Below are 26,014 nucleotides of genomic sequence, written 5' to 3' on the forward strand. Positions count from 1 at the left end.
AATTGCAAGAAAGCACTACCAGCGCATCATTTTTTGTCGTAAAGGCACAACAAAAACGATAAAAGGAGGGTTTTGTAACTATGAAGATCAGAAGCTTACGCGACCGCAAGTTGCGGTCGCGTGGCAGGCAGGAGAGGTGAAATACTTTTACGGCTTTACAACAGTTGCTTTGCGATCACTATTTGCGATCAAGGCTTCAAAACGGCTGAAACGGGCATCGAGTGCTTTCAGCAAACGTTGCTTGTCCGCTTGCGCCAAAAATGAATAACGCAGGCTGTTATACGACAGCTTTTTGATTTCCGCATAATCGGTCTTGTACTGGCTGGCAAACAGCACGTACTCATTCGACAGGGTATTGCGCGACACGCCCGCGTCATCGGTGGAGATCACGAAGGGCACGCCATATTTGCGGTACAGGGTGATCGGATGGGCCTGGCCCTTGATGCCGAGAATGTAATCGTTGCTGGTCAGGTTCACTTCCACGGGAATGCCGCGCTCGCGCATCTTTTGCATGGTGGCCAGCGCATTGTGCTCGTACGCGATATCCATGCCATGGCCGATACGGTCCGCGCCGGCCACATCGACGGCTTCGGCGATATGGAACGTCATGCCTTCCGGCGGCACCATGCCCAGCGCCAGCTCGCCCGCATGCAGGGCAATTTTGACGTTTGGATATTTCGCCTTGAGGAATTTGAACATTTCCATGTGCAGGCTGTAGTCGCGCATGGACACGTTCACGCTTTCCTGGCCCACGATGTTCACGCCCACCAGCAGCGGATTCAGGCTCGCTGCCTTGAAGGCGGCCACCATCGAGGAAAAAACTTGCGATGGCGACAGGAAACGCAGCACGTACGCCTGGTAACGCATGGTGAAATTGGCGTCATCGATGCCGGCGCTGCTGGCGTTCACGTTGTCGTTGTAGGCGGTGATGCTTTTCTGGAAGCTGGCGTCCTGCTCCAGGCTGCCTGTCCAGTTGGCCAGCACGGCTTGCAGGGCTGCCGGCGGCAAGCCCGGCGCCAGCACTTGCTGGTCGAACTGCGCATTTTGCACGAATGGCGACAGTTCGAAAATCGTCTCGATGTAGCTGAGGTTTTCCGCGATGGCGCGCTGCTTCAGGGTTTTCAAGCCGTCGGCCGTATTGCTCGATGCCACGGGGCCGAAGTAGCCAAACGTATCAAAAAAGGTACGGTCCGGTGGAGTCTGGATGGCACCATGGTTGTAGAAATCCTTGGTCGACCAGCGCTGCAGCAATTGCGCATACAGACCCGCATCGGCAAACACTTCCGTGGACGACAGGCAGCCACGCTGCGCGGCCGGTTTGGCGCGCTCGGCCGCCACGACGTCCTTGTTGCTTTCGATGCGATACGTCGTCTTGTTGACGCAATAGTTTTCCTTGTCGACCCAGTCGAGGAATTGCTCGGCATAAATGGCGCCCGAGTAATGGTGATGCAAATCACCGCCCTTTGGCATCATGGAAAAGAACAGGCTCAGCTCGGCTGTCTTCGGCTGCGCGCCCGACACCAGGGCGGCAAAATGGCGCGCGGTGGCCGCTTCATTGGAAGACGGAGCGGCCTGCGCCGTTCCGGTCAATGCCAGCGCGGCGCCAAGCGCCAGGCCAGTGAGTTTTATGTGCATTCGCGTTCTCGCTCAGGATAATTCGTATGGAACAACGGGTAGGTCAGCCCTGCCCCCGCACATGCACGCATTGTCCGCCTGAATAGGTGGCGGCCACGGCGCGGTCGTCGCCCAGCAGCGCAAAGGCAAACAGCAATTCCTCCAGGCTTTGACAGCCAGCCGTGCGACGCGCCAGCAGCGGCGTCGATTGCTTGTCGAGCACGATGAAGTCCGCTTCCGTGCCTGCCGTGAAATTGCCCAGGGTACCTTCCAGTTGCATGGCCCGTGCAGCACCCAGGGTCGCCAGGTAAAACATGCGCAAGGCGGGCAGATAGCTGCCTTTCAAGCGTGCTACTTTATAGGCTTCGTTCATGGTTTGCAACATCGAGAACGAGGTGCCGCCGCCCACATCGGTGGCCAGCGACAGCAGCACTTTCGCCGCATCGGCTCGCTCGAAATCGAACAGGCCGCTGCCGAGGAACAAGTTGGAGGTGGGACAAATGGCGGCCGCCGAGGACGTCTCGGCCATGCGCGCGCGGTCGCGCTCATCGAGCCAGATGCAGTGACCGAACATGGCACGCGGGCGCAGCATGCCGTACTGGTCGTACACATCGAGGTAGCTGCGCGCCTGTGGGTGCAGTTCACGCACCCAGCGGCACTCATCCTCGTTTTCCGACACGTGGGTTTGCAAATAGGTATCCGGGTACGCGCGCGCCAGCTCGCCCGCCAGTTGCATCTGTTCATTCGTGGACGTCGGCACGAAACGGGGCGTGATCGCATACAGCGAGCGGCCATGCTTGTGCCAACGCCGGATCAGCTCTTCGCTTTCGCGCGCGCCGGACTCGGCCGTGTCGCGCAGGAACTCGGGGCAATTGCGGTCCATCATGACCTTGCCCGCCACCATGCGCAAGCCGCGCGCCTCGCTGGCGCCAAAGAAGGCATCCACCGATTGCGGATGCACGCTGCCATATACCATGGCCGTGGTGGTGCCGCAGCGCAGCAGTTCATCAAGGAAAAACTCGGCGACATTGCGCGCATGCACAGGATCTTCAAATGCGCGCTCGGTGGGAAACGTGTACGTTTCCAGCCACGGCAGCAAACCGGGGGCCGGCGAGGCGATCATTTCCGTCTGCGGGAAATGCAGATGCGTATCGATGAAGCCAGGCACGATCAGCTTGCCGCGATAATCGACGATCTCGGTGCCGGGCGGCAAAGTCGCCTGCAGTGCAGAGTAATCGCCAGCCGCCACGATCTTGCCTTCGGCCACGATCAGCAAGCCATCCGCATGCCAGGCGTGCGCCTCTTCGGTGAAAGCGGGATCGGCGTGGAAGTGCAGCAAGCTGGCACGGTAAGCTTGCAATGTGGCAGGAACAATCGGCATGACTTCTTTCTATAACGGGTGAGTGGCGACGCGTGGTTGGCGGCGCGGTGGCGCGCTGGCAGAGGCCAGCCGCAGCGGTGCGGCCAGGGCCGCGCTGGCGGCTTCCTCCCACACCATGAGTAATTGACAGGCAACGGAAGCGGCGATCACGGCCGGCGCCTTGTTGCGGATGCCGGGCATGCCGATCGGGCACACCATGGCGGCAATGCGCTCGTCCGGCACGCCGCGCGCCTGCAGGCGGTGCTCGAACTGCTTGCGTTTCGTGTGCGAACCGATCAAGCCGAACCAGCCCGCATCCTCGCGCTCCATGATGGCTTGCGTCAAGCGTTGATCGAGCGCATGGCTGTGCGTCATGACGAGAAAACTGCCACCGGGCGGCGCCATGGCGACAAATTCCTCGGGCGTGTCGGTGGCGGCAATGCGCACGTTATCTGGCAATCCCGGAGGCAATGCGGCGGAAAACATGTCTTCGCGTTCATCGACCCAGGTGATAGTGCAGGGCAAGTGGGCCAGCGCACGCACGATGGCGGCGCCCACGTGACCGGCGCCAAACAGCGTCAAATGGGCGCGCGGCGCCAGGCACGGGTCGACCAGCCAGCGCCGCCCTTCACTCCCCTGCGCGACATGGGTTGCGCGTTCACGTGAAAACGTGTCGGGCGCCTGGCCCGGCATGCCGGCGATCAAGCTACCGGCCGCATCGAACAGGGCCGACGCGCTCTCACCATCGAGTGCCGCCAGACGCCAACTATCGTGCTGGCGGCGCTCGCGCAAGGCGGCCAGCAATGCTTGCAGGCCAGCATCGACATATTCAAAAGCCAGGTGGACGACGCCGCCGCAGCATTGCCCGAGGCTGGGGCCGAGCGCAAAACGCTCGATCCGCGCATGCGTGTCGCCCGTGGCCAGCATGCTCTTGGCGATTTCCACGGCGCGCAATTCCAGGTGCCCGCCGCCGATGGTGTCCATTTGACCATCGAGGGTGACGCGCATCTTCGCGCCCGCTTCACGCGGTCCGGAACCTTCCACCAGGGCCACCGTCACCAGCACGGACGCCTGCGTGTCATTCTCGATTGCTGTCAGCCAGTCGCTCATCATCAGCTCCTTAAGCGGCCACGCCGGCCGCTTGCACGGCCATGACCGCCTTGAGGATTTCCTCGCTGGTGGCGGGGGCATTCAGCGGTGGTTGCACGGCGTGATGGCCCACGCTGGAAATGGCGTCGCGGATGGCAAAGAACACGGAAAACGGCAACAGCAGCGGCGGCTCGCCAACGGCTTTGGAACGGTGGATGCTGTCTTCCACGTTGCGGTTCTGGAACAGCTTGACGCGAAAATCTTCCGGGCAATCTGAAATGCCAGGAATCTTGTATGTCGATGGCGCGTGCGTCATCAGCTTGCCCGCCGCATTCCACCACAGCTGCTCCGTTGTCAGCCAACCCATGCCCTGGATAAATGCGCCTTCCACCTGACCCAGATCAATCGCGGGATTCAATGACTGGCCCGCATCGTACAAGGCGTCCGCGCGCAGCAGTTTCCATTCCCCTGTCAGGGTATCGACCACCACTTCAGCCACGGCCGCGCCATATGCATAGTAGGAAAACGGATGGCCCGTCATCATCTTGGCATCCCACGACAGGCCCGGTGTGGCATAAAAACCGTCCGACCACAGTTGCACCCGCGCCAGATACGCCTTCTGCACCAGTTCGGCAAACGCCACGGCATGACCATTCACGTGGATATGGTTGTCGAAGAAACGCACAGTGCCAGCGTCGCCGCCATACAGTTTGACAGCGTAATCAGCCAGGCGTTCACGGATCTGACGCGCCGCATCCTGCGCCGCCTTGCCGTTCAGGTCAGCGCCGGTAGATGCCGCCGTGGCCGACGTGTTTGCCACCTTGCTGGTGTCGGTGGCCGTGGCGCGCACACATTCCAGGTCCAGTCCCAGTTCGTGCGCCACCACCTGCATGACCTTGGTATTGATGCCCTGCCCCATTTCTGTGCCGCCATGGTTGACCAGCACGGAGCCATCCACATACACGTGCACGAGGGCGCCGGCCTGGTTCAGATGCGTGACGTTGAAGGCGATGCCGAATTTCAAGGGCGTAAATGCCAGGCCCTTCTTCAGGATGGGGCTGGCCTCGTTGTAGGCGTCGATGGCGCGGCGGCGCGCGCGGTAATCGCTGCTCTCTTCCAGTTCCGCGACGAGTTCATGGATCACGTTGTCGACGATTTTCTGGCCGTACGGCGTGACATTGCGTCCTTCCCCATCATTGCGGCCATAGAAATTGAGCAGGCGAATATCGAGCGCATCGCGTTGTAAATGGCGAGCGATTTCATCGATCACGTACTCGATGGCGATGGCGCCCTGCGGTCCGCCGAAGCCCCGGAAAGCCGTGTTCGACTGCGTATTCGTCTTGCCGCAGGCGGCGCGGATATCCACGTCGGACAAATAATAGGTGTTGTCGAAGTGGCAGACGGCGCGCGTGGCGACGGGGCCGGACAAGTCCGCCGAGTAGCCGGCGCGCGTGGTCATGTCGACCTTGGCGGCAAGGATCTTGCCATCGTCGTCGTAGCCCACTTCGTATTCATAATAAAAACAATGGCGCTTGCCCGTCACCAGCATGTCGTCGTCGCGGTCAGCGCGCAATTTGACGGGGCGCTTCAGTTTGGCCGCCGCAATCGATGCGGCCGCCGCCCACAGGGCCGACTGCGACTCCTTGCCGCCGAAACCGCCGCCCATGCGCCGGCATTCAACCGTGATGTTGTGCGAATGCACGCCCAGCGCATGCGCCACCACGTGCTGCATCTCGCTCGGGTGCTGGGTCGAACACAGCACCAGCATGCCCTGCGCTTCCTTCGGGATGGCGTAGGAAATCTGTCCTTCCAGGTAAAACTGTTCCTGCCCGCCCACGTACAGCTGGCCCTTAACCACATGCGGCGCCGTCTCGAACGCGGCCTGGTAGTTGCCGCGCGTCAGCTGCATTGGCGGCAGCACATACGACTGTGCCGCCTTGGCTGCCTGCGGCGTCATGATCGCAGGCAATTCCTCGTACGACACTTGCGCCAGGCGGGCGGCGCGGCGCGCATGGTCGTGTGTATCAGCCACCACGATGAAGATGGGCTGGCCCACGTATTGCACCAGCTCCGCAGCCAGGATGGGATCGTCATGGATGATGGGGCCGCAATCATTGGTGCCAGGAATGTCCTGCGCCGTGTAGACAGCGACGACCCCCTGCGAGCCGCGCACGGCCGACAAATCCATGGCCGTGATGCGCGCATGGGGCTTTTGCGACAGGCCCAGCGCCGCATGCAAGGTGCCTTGCAGTTCGGCGATATCGTCCGTGTAGGTGGCTTGCCCCAGCACATGCAATTGCGCCGATTCATGGGGACTGGGCTTGCCCACGGCGGCCCAGGCGGCCGCTTGCAGTTCGGGCGTGGCAGGATGGTTCATGCTGATCCTTTCAGGCGCGGCAAGCATAGGCGTTGACGGCAGTGCGCAACAGCGGCGCACCGGTGCGTGTTTCCAGCCAGAAGCGGCGCAGCAGGTTTTGCGCCGTCGTCATGCGATAGGTATGCGAGGCGCGCATGTCGGACAATGGTGCGTAATCGTCGGCCAGCAAGCGCATGGCGATGACGAGATTGTCTTCCGTCCACGCCTGTCCGCGCAGAAATGCTTCCGTTTGCGCGGCGCGTTGCGGCGTGGCCGCCATGCCGCCAAAGGCGATGCGCGCATCAATGATGTGCTCGCCGTCGAGCTGGAAGGCAAACGCGGCGCACACGGCCGAGATATCCTGGTCAAAGCGTTTCGCCAGTTTATACGTGCGGAATTGCACCTCGGCACGCGGCAAGGGCACGCGCACGGCTTCGACGAATTCACCGGCTTGCAGATCTTTCTTTTGGTAACCTTGATAGAAATTTTCCAGCGGCATGCTGCGCTGGCCGGCGGGACCCCGCAACACAATCTCGCTGCCCAGCGCTATCAGCCACGGCATCGAGTCGCCGATGGGCGAACCATTGGCGACATTGCCGCCCAGGGTACCCGCATTGCGGATCGGCAAGGAAGCAAAGCGCTGCCACAGTTCCGACAACTCGTCTGGATAGTGCTGGCACAGCGCCGCATAGGCATCGTTCAGGCTGGCGCCAGCGCCGATGTGCAGCTTGCCATCGTCCACGGCGATGCTTTTCAGCGCAGCGACGTTGCCGAGATAAATGATGTCGCCCAGGTCGCGCAATTGCTTGGTCACCCACAGGCCCACGTCGGTGGAGCCGGCCAGCAGGCACGCTTGCGGCTTTGCCGCGCGCAGCGCCACCAGTTCATCGATGGTGCGTGGCGCGTGGAAGTGCTGGTCGCCGTGTTCATAAGTGCTCAGGCTGTCGCGCTGCAGCCCCTGCAATTGCTGCGCCAGGGCATCGCGGTCAAATGCGACACGCGGCAGTTCGCCCATGCGTCTGGCCGCATCGATGATGGGCCGGTAGCCGGTGCAGCGGCACAGATTGCCAGACAGGGTGTCGTCGATTTCGCAGCGCGTGGGCGTCTCGCCGTTTTTCTGCAGATACATGCCCCACAGCGACATCACGAAACCTGGTGTGCAAAAACCGCACTGGGAACCATGGCATTCGACCATCGCCTGCTGCACCGGGTGCAAGGCGCCGTCGGGTTGCTGCAAGTCTTCCACGGAAAACAGGGCCTTGCCATCGAGCGTGGGCGTGAGCTGGATGCAGGCGTTGACGGCCTTCATCTCGACCTGGCCATTCACCAGGCTGCCGATGACCACCGTGCAAGCGCCGCAATCGCCCTCGGCACAGCCTTCTTTGGTACCCGTGCAATGCAAGTCCTCGCGCAGGTGCTGCAACACAGTCTGCGTAGGGGCGGCGTTGCGTACTTCCTGTACGGCACCACGATAATAAAAGCGGATCGGTTCTGACATGCTGGCCTCGGTATAGTCCCAGTATAGGAGATTAACACCGGCATATGGGACAACTATATGCAAAGACTGATTTTACTTATCATCCCATCTCAATAGAGCTCACTCCTGGAATGGATGCGTCGCATGCCAGTGCTCGGCGATATCGATGCGGCGCGTGATCCACACCTGCTCATGGCCCTGCACATAGTCGAGGAAGCGCGCCAGTGCGGCCGCCCGTCCCGGACGCCCCACCAGGCGGCAATGCAGGCCCACGGACAACATCTTCGGCTGATTCAAGCCGTTCGGATCGCCTTCCGCATACAGGACATCGAAGGCATCCTTCAGATAATCGAAAAACTGCGTGCCCGAATTAAAACCCTGCATGGCGGCAAAACGCATGTCGTTCGTGTCCAGGGTGTAGGGCACGATCAGTTGCGGCTGCACGACCGCCACGCCTGTCGCATCCGTATAGGCCACCTTTTCCCAGAAAGGCAGGTCATCGCCATAATAATCGGCGTCGTAGCGGAAACCGCCATGCTCGACCACCAGTTTGCGCGTATTCGGCGAATCGCGCCCCGTATACCAGCCTTGCGGGGCGGCCCCCGTCAATTCGCGGATGATCTGCACGGCCTCGCGCATGTGTTCGCGTTCCGTCGCTTCATCCATGTTTTGATAGGAAATCCAGCGCAAGCCATGACAGGCGATTTCATGTCCCAGTTGCTGGAAGGCGGCCACCGCATCCGGATTGCGTTTCAAGGCCATCGAGACGCCAAACACGGTCAGCGGCAGGTGCCGCTCCTCGAACATGCGCAGCAAGCGCCATAATCCGGCACGCGAACCGTATTCATAAATCGACTCCATGCTCAGGTGGCGCGCAGGGAATGCGGCCGCGCCGATCATTTCCGATAAAAACGTTTCCGAGGCGGCATCGCCATGCAGCACGTTGTTTTCCGCCCCCTCCTCGTAATTGAGGACAAATTGCAGGGCGATGCGGGCCTTGCCCGGCCATTGCGGATGGGGTGGCGTGCGGCCATAGCCGATCAAGTCGCGTGGATAATGTTCGTAATTGTTCATGCGGAGGCGCGCCTATAGGAGGACAATGTTGGCTATATGCCCAATCATATAGCCCGGCGCAGTCGCCGGTATATGATTTGTACGATAAGCACATTCACTCACCCTATATACAGGATAGCAAATGGGAAAACTCAGCACGCATGTACTCGATATCGCCCACGGCAGACCGGGAGCCGGCGTCAAGGTGGCCCTGTTTTCCGTCGCGCCGGAAGGCAAAGTGTTATTGAAGATGGATATGACGAACAGCGACGGCCGTTGCAGCACACCCTTGCTGGAAGGCGACAGCATGAAAGCGGGCCAGTACGAACTGGTATTCAACGCAGGCGACTATTTCGCCGCCCAGGGCGTGGAACTACCCTCGCCCCGCTTCATCGACCTGGTCACCCTGGCCTTCGGCATTGCGCATACGGATGAGAATTACCATGTGCCGCTGGTGGTGTCGCCGTGGTCGTATTCCACTTATCGTGGTAGCTGATGCCACGACGCCAACATGTTGTCGGATTACGCTACGCTAATCCGACCTACCGGCTCTGACCGTAGGTCGGCGTAAGTCGGCGTAGGTCGGCTTAGCGCAACGCGCGTAAGCCGACAGCCACCACCAGCACCAAACAAAACCACCAGACGAAAAAAAACCCCGCCATTGCTGGCGGGGTTTTTCTCTACTGCGAATAACAAGCCTGACGATAACCTACTTTCACACTGGTTGCAGCACTATCATCGGCGCAAAGTTGTTTCACGGTCCTGTTCGGGATGGGAAGGGGTGGGACCAACTTGCTATGGTCATCAGGCATAACTTGTACTGGCATTTGTCCTCAGTGGAGCGACAAAGCCTGAATCTGGAAGAAGCAAAGATTGGGGTAATGAATAGTAGTATCAACACACACGCAACGTTGTACCGTCTTATCCTCTGTACCTGCTAAGGTTATAGGGACAAGCCGTACGGGCAATTAGTACTGGTTAGCTTAATGCATTACTGCACTTCCACACCCAGCCTATCAACGTCCTGGTCTCGAACGACCCTTCAAAGAGCTCAAGGCTCTGGGAAATCTCATCTCAAGGCAAGTTTCCCGCTTAGATGCTTTCAGCGGTTATCTCTTCCGTATTTAGCTACCCGGCAATGCCACTGGCGTGACAACCGGTACACCAGAGATACGTCCACTCCGGTCCTCTCGTACTAGGAGCAGCCCCCTTCAAATTTCCAACGCCCACGGCAGATAGGGACCAAACTGTCTCACGACGTTTTAAACCCAGCTCACGTACCACTTTAAATGGCGAACAGCCATACCCTTGGGACCGGCTACAGCCCCAGGATGTGATGAGCCGACATCGAGGTGCCAAACTCCCCCGTCGATATGAACTCTTGGGAGGAATCAGCCTGTTATCCCCAGAGTACCTTTTATCCGTTGAGCGATGGCCCTTCCATACAGAACCACCGGATCACTATGTCCTACTTTCGTACCTGCTCGACTTGTCAGTCTCGCAGTTAAGCACGCTTATGCCATTGCACTATCAACACGATGTCCGACCGTATCTAGCGTACCTTCGAACTCCTCCGTTACACTTTAGGAGGAGACCGCCCCAGTCAAACTGCCTACCATGCACTGTCCCCGATCCGGATAACGGACCAAGGTTAGAACCTCAAACAAACCAGGGTGGTATTTCAAGGTTGGCTCCACGAGAACTAGCGTCCCCGCTTCAAAGCCTCCCACCTATCCTACACAGATTGGTTCAAAGTCCAATGCAAAGCTACAGTAAAGGTTCATGGGGTCTTTCCGTCTAGCCGCGGGTAGATTGCATCATCACAAACATTTCAACTTCGCTGAGTCTCGGGAGGAGACAGTGTGGCCATCGTTACGCCATTCGTGCAGGTCGGAACTTACCCGACAAGGAATTTCGCTACCTTAGGACCGTTATAGTTACGGCCGCCGTTTACTGGGACTTCAATCAAGAGCTTGCACCCCATCATTTAATCTTCCAGCACCGGGCAGGCGTCACACCCTATACGTCCACTTTCGTGTTTGCAGAGTGCTGTGTTTTTATTAAACAGTCGCAGCCACCAGTTTATTGCAACCCTTTCACCCTCATGGAGTAAACCAATCAAGCTACCGGGGCGTACCTTTTCCCGAAGTTACGGTACCAATTTGCCGAGTTCCTTCTCCCGAGTTCTCTCAAGCGCCTTAGAATACTCATCTCGCCCACCTGTGTCGGTTTGCGGTACGGTCTCGTATGACTGAAGCTTAGAGGCTTTTCTTGGAACCACTTCCGATTGCTTCGTGCACAAGTGCACTCGTCTCAACCCCTTGAATTGCGCACCCGGATTTGCCTAAGTGCCTTCTATGAGCCAAAAACCAACTATTCCAACAGTTGGACAACCTTCCGCGATCCGTCCCCCCATCGCATCATACGACGGTGCAGGAATATTAACCTGCTTCCCATCAGCTACGCATCTCTGCCTCGCCTTAGGGGCCGACTCACCCTGCTCCGATGAACGTTGAACAGGAAACCTTGGGCTTACGGCGTGGAGGCTTTTCACCCCCATTATCGCTACTCATGTCAGCATTCGCACTTCTGATACCTCCAGCATCCTTTACAAGACACCTTCGCAGGCTTACAGAACGCTCTCCTACCATATCCAATAAAGGATATCCGCAGCTTCGGTGACTGGCTTAGCCCCGTTACATCTTCCGCGCAGGACGACTCGATCAGTGAGCTATTACGCTTTCTTTAAATGATGGCTGCTTCTAAGCCAACATCCTGACTGTTTTAGCCTTCCCACTTCGTTTTCCACTTAGCCAATCTTTGGGACCTTAGCTGGCGGTCTGGGTTGTTTCCCTCTTGACGCCGGACGTTAGCACCCGACGTCTGTCTCCCAAGCTCGCACTCATCGGTATTCGGAGTTTGCAATGGTTTGGTAAGTCGCAATGACCCCCTAGCCATAACAGTGCTCTACCCCCGATGGTGATACTTGAGGCACTACCTAAATAGTTTTCGGAGAGAACCAGCTATTTCCAAGTTTGTTTAGCCTTTCACCCCTACCCACAGCTCATCCCCTAATTTTTCAACATTAGTGGGTTCGGACCTCCAGGGCGTGTTACCGCACCTTCATCCTGGCCATGAGTAGATCACTTGGTTTCGGGTCTACACCCAGCGACTGATCGCCCTATTCGGACTCGATTTCTCTACGGCTTCCCTATGCGGTTAACCTTGCCACTGAATGTAAGTCGCTGACCCATTATACAAAAGGTACGCAGTCACGGAACAAGTCCGCTCCTACTGTTTGTATGCACACGGTTTCAGGATCTATTTCACTCCCCTTCCGGGGTTCTTTTCGCCTTTCCCTCACGGTACTGGTTCACTATCGGTCGATTACGAGTATTTAGCCTTGGAGGATGGTCCCCCCATATTCAGACAGGATGTCACGTGTCCCGCCCTACTTGTCGTACGCTTAGTATCACCGGTCCGATTTCACATACGGGGCTATCACCCACTATGGCTCCTATTTCCAGAGGATTCTGTTATCGGTCCGACTATCACGTACAGGCTCTTCCCATTTCGCTCGCCGCTACTTTGGGAATCTCGGTTGATTTCTTTTCCTGCAGCTACTTAGATGTTTCAGTTCGCCGCGTTCGCCTTGCATACCTATGTATTCAGTATGCAATACCCTAAAAGGGTGGGTTGCCCCATTCGGAAATCTGCGGATCAAAGTGTGTTTGCTCACTCCCCGCAGCTTATCGCAAGCTACTACGTCCTTCATCGCCTGTAATCGCCAAGGCATCCACCATGTGCACTTATTCGCTTGTCCCTATAACGTTAGCCTCTCATCATTTGCATGAGGAAAGAGCGTTACAGGAATAAGAAAGTACAACGTTGTTGCTTGTTTGTTGATACATACAATCATTACCCATCGATTTGCTTTTTACGGCAAACCAATCAATAAATAATCTTTACTTCTTCCAGATTGTTAAAGAACATACAGCACTTGATCTCGAAAAGACCAAACCTAAATCCTGGTGCACTCTGCACTGATTTACGTTTGAACTTTTGGTGGAGGATGACGGGATCGAACCGACGACCCCCTGCTTGCAAAGCAGGTGCTCTCCCAGCTGAGCTAATCCCCCTAGGGTATTTCCAGACTACAGAAACTGGTAGGGCTGGTTGGACTCGAACCAACGACCCCCGCGTTATCAACACGGTGCTCTAACCAGCTGAGCTACAGCCCCAAATGCTGTTCTTTATATTAACAGCCGATAAGTGTGAACATTTGATGCGTGAATCAGTTACCTGATTCGTGCAAACTCTAGAAAGGAGGTGATCCAGCCGCACCTTCCGATACGGCTACCTTGTTACGACTTCACCCCAGTCACGAATCCTACCGTGGTAAGCGCCCTCCTTGCGGTTAAGCTACCTACTTCTGGTAAAACCCGCTCCCATGGTGTGACGGGCGGTGTGTACAAGACCCGGGAACGTATTCACCGCGACATGCTGATCCGCGATTACTAGCGATTCCAACTTCATGCAGTCGAGTTGCAGACTACAATCCGGACTACGATACACTTTCTGCGATTAGCTCCCCCTCGCGGGTTGGCGGCGCTCTGTATGTACCATTGTATGACGTGTGAAGCCCTACCCATAAGGGCCATGAGGACTTGACGTCATCCCCACCTTCCTCCGGTTTGTCACCGGCAGTCTCATTAGAGTGCCCTTTCGTAGCAACTAATGACAAGGGTTGCGCTCGTTGCGGGACTTAACCCAACATCTCACGACACGAGCTGACGACAGCCATGCAGCACCTGTGTACTGGTTCTCTTTCGAGCACTCCCTGATCTCTCAAGGATTCCAGCCATGTCAAGGGTAGGTAAGGTTTTTCGCGTTGCATCGAATTAATCCACATCATCCACCGCTTGTGCGGGTCCCCGTCAATTCCTTTGAGTTTTAATCTTGCGACCGTACTCCCCAGGCGGTCTACTTCACGCGTTAGCTGCGTTACCAAGTCAATTAAGACCCGACAACTAGTAGACATCGTTTAGGGCGTGGACTACCAGGGTATCTAATCCTGTTTGCTCCCCACGCTTTCGTGCATGAGCGTCAATCTTGACCCAGGGGGCTGCCTTCGCCATCGGTGTTCCTCCACATATCTACGCATTTCACTGCTACACGTGGAATTCTACCCCCCTCTGCCAGATTCTAGCCTTGCAGTCTCCAATGCAATTCCCAGGTTGAGCCCGGGGATTTCACATCAGACTTACAAAACCGCCTGCGCACGCTTTACGCCCAGTAATTCCGATTAACGCTTGCACCCTACGTATTACCGCGGCTGCTGGCACGTAGTTAGCCGGTGCTTATTCTTCAGGTACCGTCATTAGCAAAAGATATTAGCTCTCACCGTTTCTTCCCTGACAAAAGAGCTTTACAACCCGAAGGCCTTCTTCACTCACGCGGCATTGCTGGATCAGGCTTTCGCCCATTGTCCAAAATTCCCCACTGCTGCCTCCCGTAGGAGTCTGGACCGTGTCTCAGTTCCAGTGTGGCTGGTCGTCCTCTCAGACCAGCTACTGATCGATGCCTTGGTAGGCTTTTACCCTACCAACTAGCTAATCAGATATCGGCCGCTCCACGAGCATGAGGTCTTGCGATCCCCCACTTTCATCCTTAGATCGTATGCGGTATTAGCGTAACTTTCGCTACGTTATCCCCCACTCTAGGGTACGTTCCGATATATTACTCACCCGTTCGCCACTCGCCACCAGAGCAAGCTCCGTGCTGCCGTTCGACTTGCATGTGTAAGGCATGCCGCCAGCGTTCAATCTGAGCCAGGATCAAACTCTTCAGTTTAATCTCTGTTTAATGTCATTTCTGACAGGTCGGACAGTATCACTACCATCCAAATCTTTTGCATTGCAAAAGATTTGCTCACTCAAAAAACTGACAGGCTACTTCCGAAGAAGTATCCTATTTCATTATTTCTTGTGAACATTTGATATTTTAAGTTAGACGCCAATCCAAAGATTGGCGCTGCACTTACATCAAATGCCCACACTTATCGACTGTTAATTGTTAAAGAACGGTATTCGGTACTGCTTATTTGCTACTCTCGCGCTATCGACAAAGCGTTGTGTTTGTCAGCTGCGAAGAAGGAAGAGTATGAAGCGTTTCGGCTAATTCGTCAACCTTCTTTTTTACTACCATCACCGTTTCCAGCGATCCCGTTGTTTCGCAAACTGCTGCGTCTCATTGGGGAGGCGAACTATAGCAAAGCCGTCAACGGGCGGCAAGCTTTATTTCAGCAATTCGGCAACCGCCATGCCCACCTCGGTCGTACTGGCGCCGCCGCCCATGTCCGGTGTTCGCGGGCCATGCTCGAGCACCTGCTCAATGGCGTGCACAATCGCGTCATGTGCCGCCGTGTAATGGGCATCGCCATTGCCGAGAAAGTCCAGCATCATGGCGCCCGACCAGATCATGCCGATCGGGTTGGCGATATTCTGGCCATAGATATCAGGGGCGGAACCGTGCACCGGCTCAAATACTGAGGGGAAAGTGCGCTGCGGATTGATATTGGCCGATGGTGCGATGGCAATCGTCCCCGTACAGGCCGGGCCCAGGTCGGACAGAATGTCGCCAAACAGATTCGAAGCCACCACCACGTCGAAGCGCTCGGGGCTCAATACAAAGCGGGCCGCCAGGATGTCGATATGGTACTTATCCCAACGGACATCGGGAAAGCTCGGCCCCATCGCTTCCACCCGCTCATCCCAATACGGCATGCTGATGGCGATGCCATTCGACTTGGTGGCCGAGGTCAGGTGTTTTTTAGGCCGGCTTTGCGCCAGCTCAAACGCATACTTGAGGATGCGGTCGACACCCTTGCGCGTAAACACAGATTCCTGCAGCACCGTTTCGCGCTCTGTCCCCTCGAACATGCGCCCGCCCACGGAGGAATATTCTCCTTCCGTATTTTCACGCACCACATAAAAGTCGATATCACCCGGCTTCTTGTTCGCCAGCGGACACGGCACGCCCGGCATCAGCCGCACGGGACGCAAGTTGACGTATTCGTCGAACTCGCGCCGGAATTTGAGTAACGAACCCCACAGCGAGATATGGTCGGGTACCTTGTCCGGCCAACCCACGGCGCCAAAATAGATGGCGTCGAAATCCTTGAGCTGGGCAAACCAGTCCGAGGGCATCATCTGGCCGTGCTCCAGGTAATAGTCGCAATTCGCCCATGCCATGGTCGTAAACTGCAGGTCGATATTGAAGCGGCGCGCGGCGGCCTCGACAACACGCAGCCCTTCCGGCATGACTTCATTGCCGATGCCATCGCCGGCAATGACGGCGATTTTATGTGTGCTCATGGGAAACCCTGTTGGAAATAAACGATGGAAGCCCGTATTTACATCTGCTGCGCCACATCCGGGTACAGACGCGCCAGCACATCGGCAGTAATCGCCGCGATAATGGGCTGCACACGCTCGGCCGCCAGTTCATTCGATTTCTCGCGGCGCACTTCTTTCCACAACTCGGCCAACGCGCCTTCATGGCGCGCCACGGCTTGCTCGACCTCATCTTGCCAGAAGGCTGGCGCTTCGCTTTCCACAAAGTTGCCGCGGCCGCGGCCAAAGTGCGCCACCGCCAGGTAACGCAGCACACCCGCTACCACCAGGGTACGCAGGAAGGCATCCGTAAATTGCATGGTGGGCTCGTTGCGGTCCGTGCCGGAATTAAAACCCCAGGCCGCACCCGCAAACGTCAGTGCACCGACCACGCCGCCGAGCAAAGCGCCCGTGCCCAAGGTCAGGCCGCCGGAAATCAGGTCAGCCGACAAGCCCGTCGCCGCACCGGAAATCATGGCGCCCAATAACCCCGCCTGCGCCTTGTCGATCGGCGCGCGCACGGCGAAATTTTCCCGTATCCGGCTATTGATCTTATGTGCATCGGTAGGATCGAGTTTGTGCAAGATCAATAGTTCACGCGTCGTTTCGCCGCTGTGCGTATTGAGCCGCGCCACCAGATTGGCCATGGCCTTTTCTTGCCTTTGCTGTTCAGCATTCTTGCCGATACCCACAACTTGCAAGGCCGATTTCAGCAAGCCCTTGGAGACGGGCTCGATGGCTTCGCGATCCTGCCCAGCCACGGCCAGCTGCGTAGCCAGCAAGCGCATGGCCTGCTGGAAACGCGCCGTATTTTGCTCTTGCCAAGTAGTAAACAAGCGCGCATAGCCGGCTTGCTGCGACTGCGGCAACAACTTGCCCACGGCTTCGTAAAACACACGTTCATGCACCCAGCAGCGAGCAAAGGCATCGAGCGCCAGTACGTCGCGCACGATGGAATATTGCTGTAAATGCTCGCGCCAGCGCGCCTGCTCGCTGTGCTCCTCATTGCCCGGACGCGGCGGCCCCATCTGATTGAGCAAGACCACCACCGGCTTGCCCAGCCATTCGAGAATTTTCATTTCCGCCGGCAAGTAACCAGCATCCCTGGGGTTTTCCGAAGAATTCACCAGGTATAGCACCACGTCGGCCGCGTCCTTGGCCGTGCGCAACGCTTGCTGACTGAGCCAGAACGGGCGGTCGCGATAACGGTCCAGCACTTCGCGCAGGAACCAGCCGATGGGATTGCCCGACTGCCCGAGACGCTTGAGCAAGCGCACGGAGTCGCCAAAGCCAGGCGTGTCCCACAATTGCAGGGCATCGCCCTGCGGCGTGGCCAGCAAAATGTGCGATTCCGCAAACACGGTCACGTGCGCGGCGTCGCGCACTTCGCCGATATCCACGCCCACCAGGGTGCGCGCCAACGTCGTCTTGCCATTATTCGTATGCGAAATCAGCGCAAACTGAATCTGCACCGCATCATCCTGGACATCTTTATTCACATTCACACTCATGCTGCGGCCGATACTTTCAAGCCGACACCGGCGTCGAGCGGGTGCAAGGCGGGATTGAGCAAATTGACCAAGGTGGCCGTGGTTTGATGGAACTGACAGAATTGCTGCCACAAGGCAACTCGCTCCGCCAGACGCGCGCCGTTATCCGCCTGCTCGCCAGCGTGCTCCAAATAGCTGGACTCGTCGATCAGGACGGCGATGCCGCGTGTCGACGATTGCACCAGGTAAGCGAGGAAGGCGCCGTGATTTTCCTTTTCCGGCGTCGCCGTCAGGTTGAACAGCACGGCCGTGATATTGACTTGCGGATCATTCAAGTCGGTGCCGCGCAAGACCTCCTGCGGCTCTTCGCCATACGACGTCGATGGACGCAGCATCATGCGCCCCTGCTCGCCAAACAGCATGATGGACAGCTGGCCCAGGCCCTTGTGGCGCGCCTCATCGACAGTAAAGCTGTACGGCAAGACGCGCAGCATGCCGCCCGTGGCCACGCCGATGCTTTCATTGAGCTTGCGGAAATACGGTTGATCGAGATCCAGCGGAAAGTGCTTGGCCAGGCGCGCGGCGCGCCAATTGTTGACCAGGGCCAGGATCAGGCGGGGGACGACGACCAGCAGGAAAATCGTTGCTGCATACAAATGCACCCAGCGCGCGCCACCTTCCACGGTCGTCGTTTGCGGGAAACGCAGCGCTTCGATTTCCGCCAGCGAAAAACCTTGCAAATGAAACAGAGCAATCGCTGGCGCAAACAGGGTCGAAAGCAGGCTGTGCACCTGGCTGGCACTCAAAAAGGTGCTTTCCCAGCCGGCCGCGTATTGCGACAGGAAACCGCGCGCATACAGCGATGCGACGGCGCCGATGGCAAACATGGCGGCGCTCAAATGAATGGTACGGCTCAGGCGCGCGGCCGTCAGCTTGGCGCTCAGGTGCGCCCATTCCCCCATGAAACTGAGCAAGCCCGAGGACAGGGCGTGCGGCAGCTTGCGCGGCAAGGCCAGGCGGCCCACGCTCAGGTGGCGCACTAATCCCGCTTTTGGCCAACCCAGAGAGTGCGAGGGGATGCATAGCCAGATCAGCAAGCCCAGGTAGACCAGCACATTCCAGGCGATGATCAGCAGCAAGGGCGCCGACAGCAGGTCGACGCGGTGCGGATCGGTAATGCGGTCGAGCCCGGCACCCAGCAGCAGGGCCAGCAATGGCAAGGTCAGCGCCAGGGTTTTCATGCCGTTGCGACGCTTCGCAAACGCAGCGAAGGCGGGGGTGCGCTCGGTGAGGCGCTTGAGGATCAGCTCGGAGCGCTGCTGCAGGAAATCGTCCCCCGTGACTTCGGCCTGCTTGCCCGAGGCTTGCCACTGCGCAAGCTCACGCGCGCTGCGGCTGGCATACATGCGGTCATCCTCGCTGAGGACTTCTTTTTTCTGATCGGCCGTTTCGATAGCACGGACCAATACCACTTCTCTCGCAATCTGCTCGTTCATGGTGCTCCTGTTTTTGTATGAAACGACAACTAGACAGGCAGATTGTGACGTACTTTTGTGTTTCAGGCCAACGCGTCCTCGGCCCGGAACAAATGATGCAGCAGATATATCAGAAAAGCAGCGATCCAGGCAGACCACAAGGTGTGCGTGAAAAATTGCGTACCTTGCAACTGCTGCTGCCAGCCTGCCGCCAAACCGCACAGCAGCATGATCCCTGCCAGCAGAAGCGCCGTGCGTGGCCGTGCTGGCAAGCAGAACAATGGTAAGGCCAGCATCCACCAGGCAATGTTTGCCTGGGTCGCCGGCAGGCAAGCCATGGCAGACGCACTGGCGGGCAATGTTTCCAGCATGCGCGCGTAAGGTTCCAGTCCGCCATAGCGCAGCAAATCCGTGGGGCAAGGCACATCGCTGAAGGTAGAGAGCAAATAGATGCTTGGCGGCACCAAGATGGCCGACAGGGCCACGACACGCAAGGCACTGCGGCGTGATGCAAGCCAGGCCAGCGGACGCAAGGTATCCCAGATGGCCAGGCCGATCACGGCGGCGCCAAGCAAGGTCATGCCAAACTGAAAACTGCCCACCAACGCGCTGTCAGCGCCGGCAAATTGCCCACGCTGCCCATCAAACATACTGTCGGCGATCATGAGGTCGAGGTTGCTGTAATTGCCGATCCAGAGGATCAGCATGGCTGACAGCATCAGGATGCTATCAATGCCATTGGAAGTTTTGACGAGTTTAAGCTTGGCCAGCATGGGTGCACACATTACTTGATGAGATGAAAGGGACTGGCGGCACAGGACTGCAGCCATGGAAGTCATCGTACAGTGTCAATATGAAGAGAACATGACGCTGCCCGCCGTGCACAACACGGACGGGGCGAGACGCGCTTCCAGAACCACCTTACAAGTATCGGCATGAATTACGCGTCAACAGGGCGTTAAGTTTTCGTTAAGTGCTCGCAAAAAGCCGGCTTAAATGAAATCAATCCGCAGCATGGTGCCGCCAGCGGGGCGGACATTGAACGCCAGGTCCGCGCCCAGATACAGGCAGATGCGTTGAACCAGGCCCAACCCAAGACCTGTGCCGGATGAACCACTCAGATTGGCCGGTACGGGTTGATGCAGAAGGCGCGCGCGGGCCGCTTCGGGCAAGCCCGGCCCCGTATCCTCGACGATCAGCGCGCGTCCTGCCAGGCGCACGATCACTTCCCCCTGCAAGGTGTACTGGCAGGCATTGCGCACCAGGTTGCCAATCGCGGCGGCCAGCAATTCACGCGGGGCGTTGACCAGAAAGTCCTCGCCATCCGCAAACGCCAGGGTAAGCGGTTTGCCTGCCGTATATGATTGACAGCGCAGGCATTCCTGGCGAGCCAGTTCCGCCACGGAGAGTGACGTGCACTCCAGCAATTCCGGCGCGCGCGCCAGGCGCAGCAGCACCGTCACGGAGTCGCTCGCTTCGTGCGCAGCCCGGTAGATCCGTTCGGAGGCGGAGCGCACCAGCGGGTCATCGCCGCCGTGTTCCATCAGGATTTCCGCCGCCCCCGTGATCACGGTCAGCGGCGTGCGCAATTCATGACTGACATCGCCCGTAAAAAAGCGTTCACGGTCAAGAACTTCGGTCAACTCCGCCGTACGTTCAGCAAAAGCGCGCGCCAATATCCCCAATTCATCGGCACTGTCCTGCAGTGGCAACGCCACCTGTCCGGCCTTGACGGCCTGCGTCAGCGACATGATTGGCGTAATCAAGCGATTGGCGATGAAGGCGCCCAGCAGCGAAGCGCAAATCAGGAAACCGACAAAAGCGAGGGCAAACATGCTGTACACCACCAGCTCGATCTTTTCATACTCGGTGGCATGATCGATGACGACGAATTCCCCATGCACATCGCTGCCGACCAGCACGTGCAAATCGACACCGTCGACGGTTTTCTCATGCATGCCGGGCGCCAAGCCACGCAAGGGCAACGGCGTATCTTCAGAGTGATGAAAGCTCAAGCCGGCTGGCATTCCGACAGACAAGCCGGCCGCATGCCTGGGTGAGGCCCAGGCCGCCACTTCTTTCAGGCGCTCGTCAACCAGGCGCACTTCGATGCCCTCGACGGCGATGGCGGCAATAATGGCAAAAAAGATGCTCGCCACAAGAGCAAACAGCAGGTAGGCAACGATGATGCGCCGCTTCAGCGATTTAAACGGGCGCATCGCTACTCAATAATTTATAGCCGATGCCGGGAATGGTGCGCAACATGGGAAAGGCATACGGTTTGTCGAGCACTTGCCGCAGCGCATGGATGTGCGTGCGCAGGGCATCGCTGTCGGGCCGGTCATCGCCCCAGACCTCATGCTCGAGCAACTCGCGCGGCACCAGCTTGGGCGCTTCGGTCATCAGGCATTTCAGGATGATGTAACCGGTCCTGGTCAAGGTCAGGGGTTGGCCCGCGCGTCGGACTTCGAATTTTTCCGTGTCGAAACGCAGCTCACCCACAGCCAGCACGGTGGCCGCCGTCGTTTGCCCGCGCGCGCGGCGCAGCAGGGCTTTCAGGCGGATTTCCAGTTCCAGCAGCGAGAATGGCTTGACCAGGTAATCATCGGCGCCACTGTCAAAACCGGCGACCTTGTCTTGCAGGGTATCGCGCGCCGTCAGCATCAGCACTGGCGTGCTATTGCGCAATTCACTGCGCAGTTTCTGGCACAGTTCCAGTCCCGTCAGGCCGGGCAGCATGACATCGAGCACGATCACATCGTATTCATGCTGGGCCAGCAAGGCCAGGCCGGCATAGCCATTCATGGCCGAATCGAGCACATGGCCCTTCGGTTCCAGATAGGCGTAGAGATTGGCAAGAATATCGGGATTGTCTTCAATGATCAGAATGCGCATACCGCCATTGTAGTTCGGATTAGGCCGCCAGCCGTCATCCGACACCACCACCAGCGCCAAACAAAACCACCAGACGAAAAAAAACCCCGCCATTGCTGGCGGGGTTTTTCTCTACTGCGTATAACAAGCCTGACGATAACCTACTTTCACACTGGTTGCAGCACTATCATCGGCGCAAAGTTGTTTCACGGTCCTGTTCGGGATGGGAAGGGGTGGGACCAACTTGCTATGGTCATCAGGCATAACTTGTACTGGCATTTGTCCTCAGTGGAGCGACAAAGCCTGAATCTGGAAGAAGCAAAGATTGGGGTAATGAATTGTAGTATCAACAAACACGCAACGTTGTACCGTCTTATCCTCTGTACCTGCTAAGGTTATAGGGACAAGCCGTACGGGCAATTAGTACTGGTTAGCTTAATGCATTACTGCACTTCCACACCCAGCCTATCAACGTCCTGGTCTCGAACGACCCTTCAAAGAGCTCAAGGCTCTGGGAAATCTCATCTCAAGGCAAGTTTCCCGCTTAGATGCTTTCAGCGGTTATCTCTTCCGTATTTAGCTACCCGGCAATGCCACTGGCGTGACAACCGGTACACCAGAGATACGTCCACTCCGGTCCTCTCGTACTAGGAGCAGCCCCCTTCAAATTTCCAACGCCCACGGCAGATAGGGACCAAACTGTCTCACGACGTTTTAAACCCAGCTCACGTACCACTTTAAATGGCGAACAGCCATACCCTTGGGACCGGCTACAGCCCCAGGATGTGATGAGCCGACATCGAGGTGCCAAACTCCCCCGTCGATATGAACTCTTGGGAGGAATCAGCCTGTTATCCCCAGAGTACCTTTTATCCGTTGAGCGATGGCCCTTCCATACAGAACCACCGGATCACTATGTCCTACTTTCGTACCTGCTCGACTTGTCAGTCTCGCAGTTAAGCACGCTTATGCCATTGCACTATCAACACGATGTCCGACCGTATCTAGCGTACCTTCGAACTCCTCCGTTACACTTTAGGAGGAGACCGCCCCAGTCAAACTGCCTACCATGCACTGTCCCCGATCCGGATAACGGACCAAGGTTAGAACCTCAAACAAACCAGGGTGGTATTTCAAGGTTGGCTCCACGAGAACTAGCGTCCCCGCTTCAAAGCCTCCCACCTATCCTACACAGATTGGTTCAAAGTCCAATGCAAAGCTACAGTAAAGGTTCATGGGGTCTTTCCGTCTAGCCGCGGGTAGATTGCATCATCACAAACATTTCAACTTCGCTGAGTCTCGGGAGGAGACAGTGTGGCCATCGTTACGCCATTCGTGCAGGTCGGAACTTACCCGACAAGGAATTTCGCTACCTTAGGACCGTTATAGTTACGGCCGCCGTTTACTGGGACTTCAATCAAGAGCTTGCACCCCATCATTTAATCTTCCAGCACCGGGCAGGCGTCACACCCTATACGTCCACTTTCGTGTTTGCAGAGTGCTGTGTTTTTATTAAACAGTCGCAGCCACCAGTTTATTGCAACCCTTTCACCCTCATGGAGTAAACCAATCAAGCTACCGGGGCGTACCTTTTCCCGAAGTTACGGTACCAATTTGCCGAGTTCCTTCTCCCGAGTTCTCTCAAGCGCCTTAGAATACTCATCTCGCCCACCTGTGTCGGTTTGCGGTACGGTCTCGTATGACTGAAGCTTAGAGGCTTTTCTTGGAACCACTTCCGATTGCTTCATGCACAAGTGCACTCGTCTCAACCCCTTGAATTCCGCGCCCGGATTTGCCTAAGCGCCTTCTATGAGCCAAAAACCAACTATTCCAACAGTTGGACAACCTTCCGCGATCCGTCCCCCCATCGCATCATACGACGGTGCAGGAATATTAACCTGCTTCCCATCAGCTACGCATCTCTGCCTCGCCTTAGGGGCCGACTCACCCTGCTCCGATGAACGTTGAACAGGAAACCTTGGGCTTACGGCGTGGAGGCTTTTCACCCCCATTATCGCTACTCATGTCAGCATTCGCACTTCTGATACCTCCAGCATCCTTTACAAGACACCTTCGCAGGCTTACAGAACGCTCTCCTACCATATATATTGCTATATATCCGCAGCTTCGGTGACTGGCTTAGCCCCGTTACATCTTCCGCGCAGGACGACTCGATCAGTGAGCTATTACGCTTTCTTTAAATGATGGCTGCTTCTAAGCCAACATCCTGACTGTTTTAGCCTTCCCACTTCGTTTTCCACTTAGCCAATCTTTGGGACCTTAGCTGGCGGTCTGGGTTGTTTCCCTCTTGACGCCGGACGTTAGCACCCGACGTCTGTCTCCCAAGCTCGCACTCATCGGTATTCGGAGTTTGCAATGGTTTGGTAAGTCGCAATGACCCCCTAGCCATAACAGTGCTCTACCCCCGATGGTGATACTTGAGGCACTACCTAAATAGTTTTCGGAGAGAACCAGCTATTTCCAAGTTTGTTTAGCCTTTCACCCCTACCCACAGCTCATCCCCTAATTTTTCAACATTAGTGGGTTCGGACCTCCAGGGCGTGTTACCGCACCTTCATCCTGGCCATGAGTAGATCACTTGGTTTCGGGTCTACACCCAGCGACTGATCGCCCTATTCGGACTCGATTTCTCTACGGCTTCCCTATATGGTTAACCTTGCCACTGAATGTAAGTCGCTGACCCATTATACAAAAGGTACGCAGTCACGGAACAAGTCCGCTCCTACTGTTTGTATGCACACGGTTTCAGGATCTATTTCACTCCCCTTCCGGGGTTCTTTTCGCCTTTCCCTCACGGTACTGGTTCACTATCGGTCGATTACGAGTATTTAGCCTTGGAGGATGGTCCCCCCATATTCAGACAGGATGTCACGTGTCCCGCCCTACTTGTCGTACGCTTAGTATCACCGGTCCAATTTCACATACGGGGCTATCACCCACTATGGCTCCTATTTCCAGAGGATTCTGTTATCGGTCCGACTATCACGTACAGGCTCTTCCCATTTCGCTCGCCGCTACTTTGGGAATCTCGGTTGATTTCTTTTCCTGCAGCTACTTAGATGTTTCAGTTCGCCGCGTTCGCCTTGCATACCTATGTATTCAGTATGCAATACCCTAAAAGGGTGGGTTGCCCCATTCGGAAATCTGCGGATCAAAGTGTGTTTGCTCACTCCCCGCAGCTTATCGCAAGCTACTACGTCCTTCATCGCCTGTAATCGCCAAGGCATCCACCATGTGCACTTATTCGCTTGTCCCTATAACGTTAGCCTCTCATCATTTGCATGAGGAAAGAGCGTTACAGGGATAAGAAAGTACAACGTTGTTGCTTGTTTGTTGATACATACAATCATTACCCATCGATTTACGTTTTACGGCAAACCGATCAATAAATAATCTTTACTTCTTCCAGATTGTTAAAGAACGAAACAGCTTTGATCGCTAAAAGATCAAACCTAAACCCAAGTCTTGTTGACTGGCTTACGTTTGCACTTTCAAAGTATTGGTGGAGGATGACGGGATCGAACCGACGACCCCCTGCTTGCAAAGCAGGTGCTCTCCCAGCTGAGCTAATCCCCCTGGGTGTGTTACATACTGGTAGGTCTGGCTGGACTAGTGTCCACCTTACCCCCGGATTTGTTTTTACTGGTAGGGCTGGTTGGACTCGAACCAACGACCCCCGCGTTATCAACACGGTGCTCTAACCAGCTGAGCTACAGCCCCAACGCGGTGCTACTACGACTACTGTTTCTTCTTAATTAAACAGCCGATAAGTGTGAACATTTGATGCGTGAACCAGTTACCTGATTCGTGC

The 26,014-nt window shown here is 56.7% G+C and carries 13 protein-coding genes, 4 tRNA genes and 5 rRNA genes; 1 reads left to right on the top strand and 21 read right to left on the bottom strand.

Annotated elements, in window-relative coordinates:
• Positions 1-147: 147 nt before the first annotated feature.
• The 6 genes from CLU93_RS07110 to puuE form a co-directional block, all read right to left on the bottom strand.
• A complete protein-coding gene (locus tag CLU93_RS07110; RefSeq protein ID WP_099760547.1) occupies positions 148-1,635 on the bottom strand; it encodes an adenosine deaminase family protein in 1,488 nt (495 codons plus the stop codon).
• 43 nt (positions 1,636-1,678) lie between these two features.
• Complete coding sequence (gene guaD, locus CLU93_RS07115) at positions 1,679-2,995, bottom strand: guanine deaminase (RefSeq protein WP_099760548.1); 1,317 nt, start codon at positions 2,993-2,995, stop codon at positions 1,679-1,681.
• A 9-nt stretch (positions 2,996-3,004) separates the two neighbouring features.
• On the bottom strand, positions 3,005-4,084 hold the full coding sequence (gene xdhC, locus CLU93_RS07120) for a xanthine dehydrogenase accessory protein XdhC (RefSeq protein ID WP_099760549.1): 1,080 nt from the start codon (positions 4,082-4,084) through the stop codon (positions 3,005-3,007).
• A 10-nt stretch (positions 4,085-4,094) separates the two neighbouring features.
• Positions 4,095-6,440: a xanthine dehydrogenase molybdopterin binding subunit gene (xdhB, locus tag CLU93_RS07125; protein WP_099760550.1), complete on the bottom strand. Its 2,346-nt coding sequence runs from the start codon at positions 6,438-6,440 to the stop codon at positions 4,095-4,097.
• Positions 6,441-6,450: 10 nt separating this feature from the next.
• Positions 6,451-7,917: a xanthine dehydrogenase small subunit gene (gene xdhA / locus CLU93_RS07130; protein WP_099760551.1), complete on the bottom strand. Its 1,467-nt coding sequence runs from the start codon at positions 7,915-7,917 to the stop codon at positions 6,451-6,453.
• Between the two features lie 99 nt (positions 7,918-8,016).
• Positions 8,017-8,970 (bottom strand): allantoinase PuuE, encoded by a 954-nt coding sequence (gene puuE / locus CLU93_RS07135; RefSeq protein ID WP_099760552.1) that lies wholly within the window; start codon positions 8,968-8,970, stop codon positions 8,017-8,019.
• A 121-nt stretch (positions 8,971-9,091) separates the two neighbouring features.
• Here puuE and uraH point away from each other — a divergent pair, with 121 nt between their 5' ends.
• Positions 9,092-9,445 carry a hydroxyisourate hydrolase gene (uraH, locus tag CLU93_RS07140; protein WP_035824942.1) on the top strand — a complete coding sequence of 118 codons (354 nt, stop codon included), beginning with the start codon at positions 9,092-9,094 and terminating at the stop codon, positions 9,443-9,445.
• A gap of 200 nt (positions 9,446-9,645) precedes the next feature.
• Here uraH and rrf (CLU93_RS07145) read toward each other — a convergent pair.
• The 15 genes from rrf (CLU93_RS07145) to CLU93_RS07215 form a co-directional block, all read right to left on the bottom strand.
• Positions 9,646-9,758 (bottom strand): 5S ribosomal RNA (gene rrf, locus CLU93_RS07145).
• 138 nt (positions 9,759-9,896) lie between these two features.
• Positions 9,897-12,772, bottom strand: a 23S ribosomal RNA gene (locus tag CLU93_RS07150).
• Between the two features lie 240 nt (positions 12,773-13,012).
• Positions 13,013-13,088 (bottom strand) — tRNA-Ala (locus tag CLU93_RS07155).
• A 25-nt stretch (positions 13,089-13,113) separates the two neighbouring features.
• Positions 13,114-13,190: transfer RNA gene (locus CLU93_RS07160), tRNA-Ile, on the bottom strand.
• 81 nt (positions 13,191-13,271) lie between these two features.
• A 16S ribosomal RNA gene (locus CLU93_RS07165) occupies positions 13,272-14,802 on the bottom strand.
• The 16S, 23S and 5S rRNA genes sit together here with 2 tRNA genes alongside, the layout of an rRNA operon.
• Before the next feature lie 443 nt (positions 14,803-15,245).
• On the bottom strand, positions 15,246-16,325 hold the full coding sequence (locus CLU93_RS07170; RefSeq protein WP_099760553.1) for a tartrate dehydrogenase: 1,080 nt from the start codon (positions 16,323-16,325) through the stop codon (positions 15,246-15,248).
• Between the two features lie 38 nt (positions 16,326-16,363).
• Positions 16,364-17,854 carry a DUF3482 domain-containing protein gene (locus CLU93_RS07175; RefSeq protein WP_099760554.1) on the bottom strand — a complete coding sequence of 497 codons (1,491 nt, stop codon included), beginning with the start codon at positions 17,852-17,854 and terminating at the stop codon, positions 16,364-16,366.
• A complete protein-coding gene (locus tag CLU93_RS07180) occupies positions 17,851-19,329 on the bottom strand; it encodes a DUF2868 domain-containing protein (protein WP_099760555.1) in 1,479 nt (492 codons plus the stop codon). The genes CLU93_RS07175 and CLU93_RS07180 overlap by 4 nt, the downstream gene beginning before the upstream one ends.
• A gap of 62 nt (positions 19,330-19,391) precedes the next feature.
• Positions 19,392-20,138 (bottom strand): acid phosphatase, encoded by a 747-nt coding sequence (locus CLU93_RS07185; RefSeq protein WP_143451718.1) that lies wholly within the window; start codon positions 20,136-20,138, stop codon positions 19,392-19,394.
• Positions 20,139-20,300: 162 nt separating this feature from the next.
• The gene (locus tag CLU93_RS07190) at positions 20,301-21,527 is read right to left on the bottom strand and encodes a sensor histidine kinase (RefSeq protein WP_099760557.1); all 1,227 of its coding nucleotides are present in this window, start codon (positions 21,525-21,527) and stop codon (positions 20,301-20,303) included.
• Positions 21,514-22,203 (bottom strand): response regulator transcription factor, encoded by a 690-nt coding sequence (locus CLU93_RS07195; RefSeq protein WP_099764279.1) that lies wholly within the window; start codon positions 22,201-22,203, stop codon positions 21,514-21,516. The genes CLU93_RS07190 and CLU93_RS07195 overlap by 14 nt, the downstream gene beginning before the upstream one ends.
• Before the next feature lie 127 nt (positions 22,204-22,330).
• Positions 22,331-22,443, bottom strand: a 5S ribosomal RNA gene (gene rrf, locus CLU93_RS07200).
• A gap of 138 nt (positions 22,444-22,581) precedes the next feature.
• Positions 22,582-25,457, bottom strand: a 23S ribosomal RNA gene (locus CLU93_RS07205).
• Positions 25,458-25,703: 246 nt separating this feature from the next.
• Positions 25,704-25,779 (bottom strand) — tRNA-Ala (locus tag CLU93_RS07210).
• 67 nt (positions 25,780-25,846) lie between these two features.
• A tRNA-Ile gene (locus CLU93_RS07215) sits at positions 25,847-25,923 on the bottom strand.
• Positions 25,924-26,014 lie beyond the last annotated feature (91 nt).

The sequence above is a fragment of the Janthinobacterium sp. 35 genome, assembly GCF_002754575.1.
GTDB classification, from domain to species: domain Bacteria; phylum Pseudomonadota; class Gammaproteobacteria; order Burkholderiales; family Burkholderiaceae_D; genus Janthinobacterium; species Janthinobacterium tructae.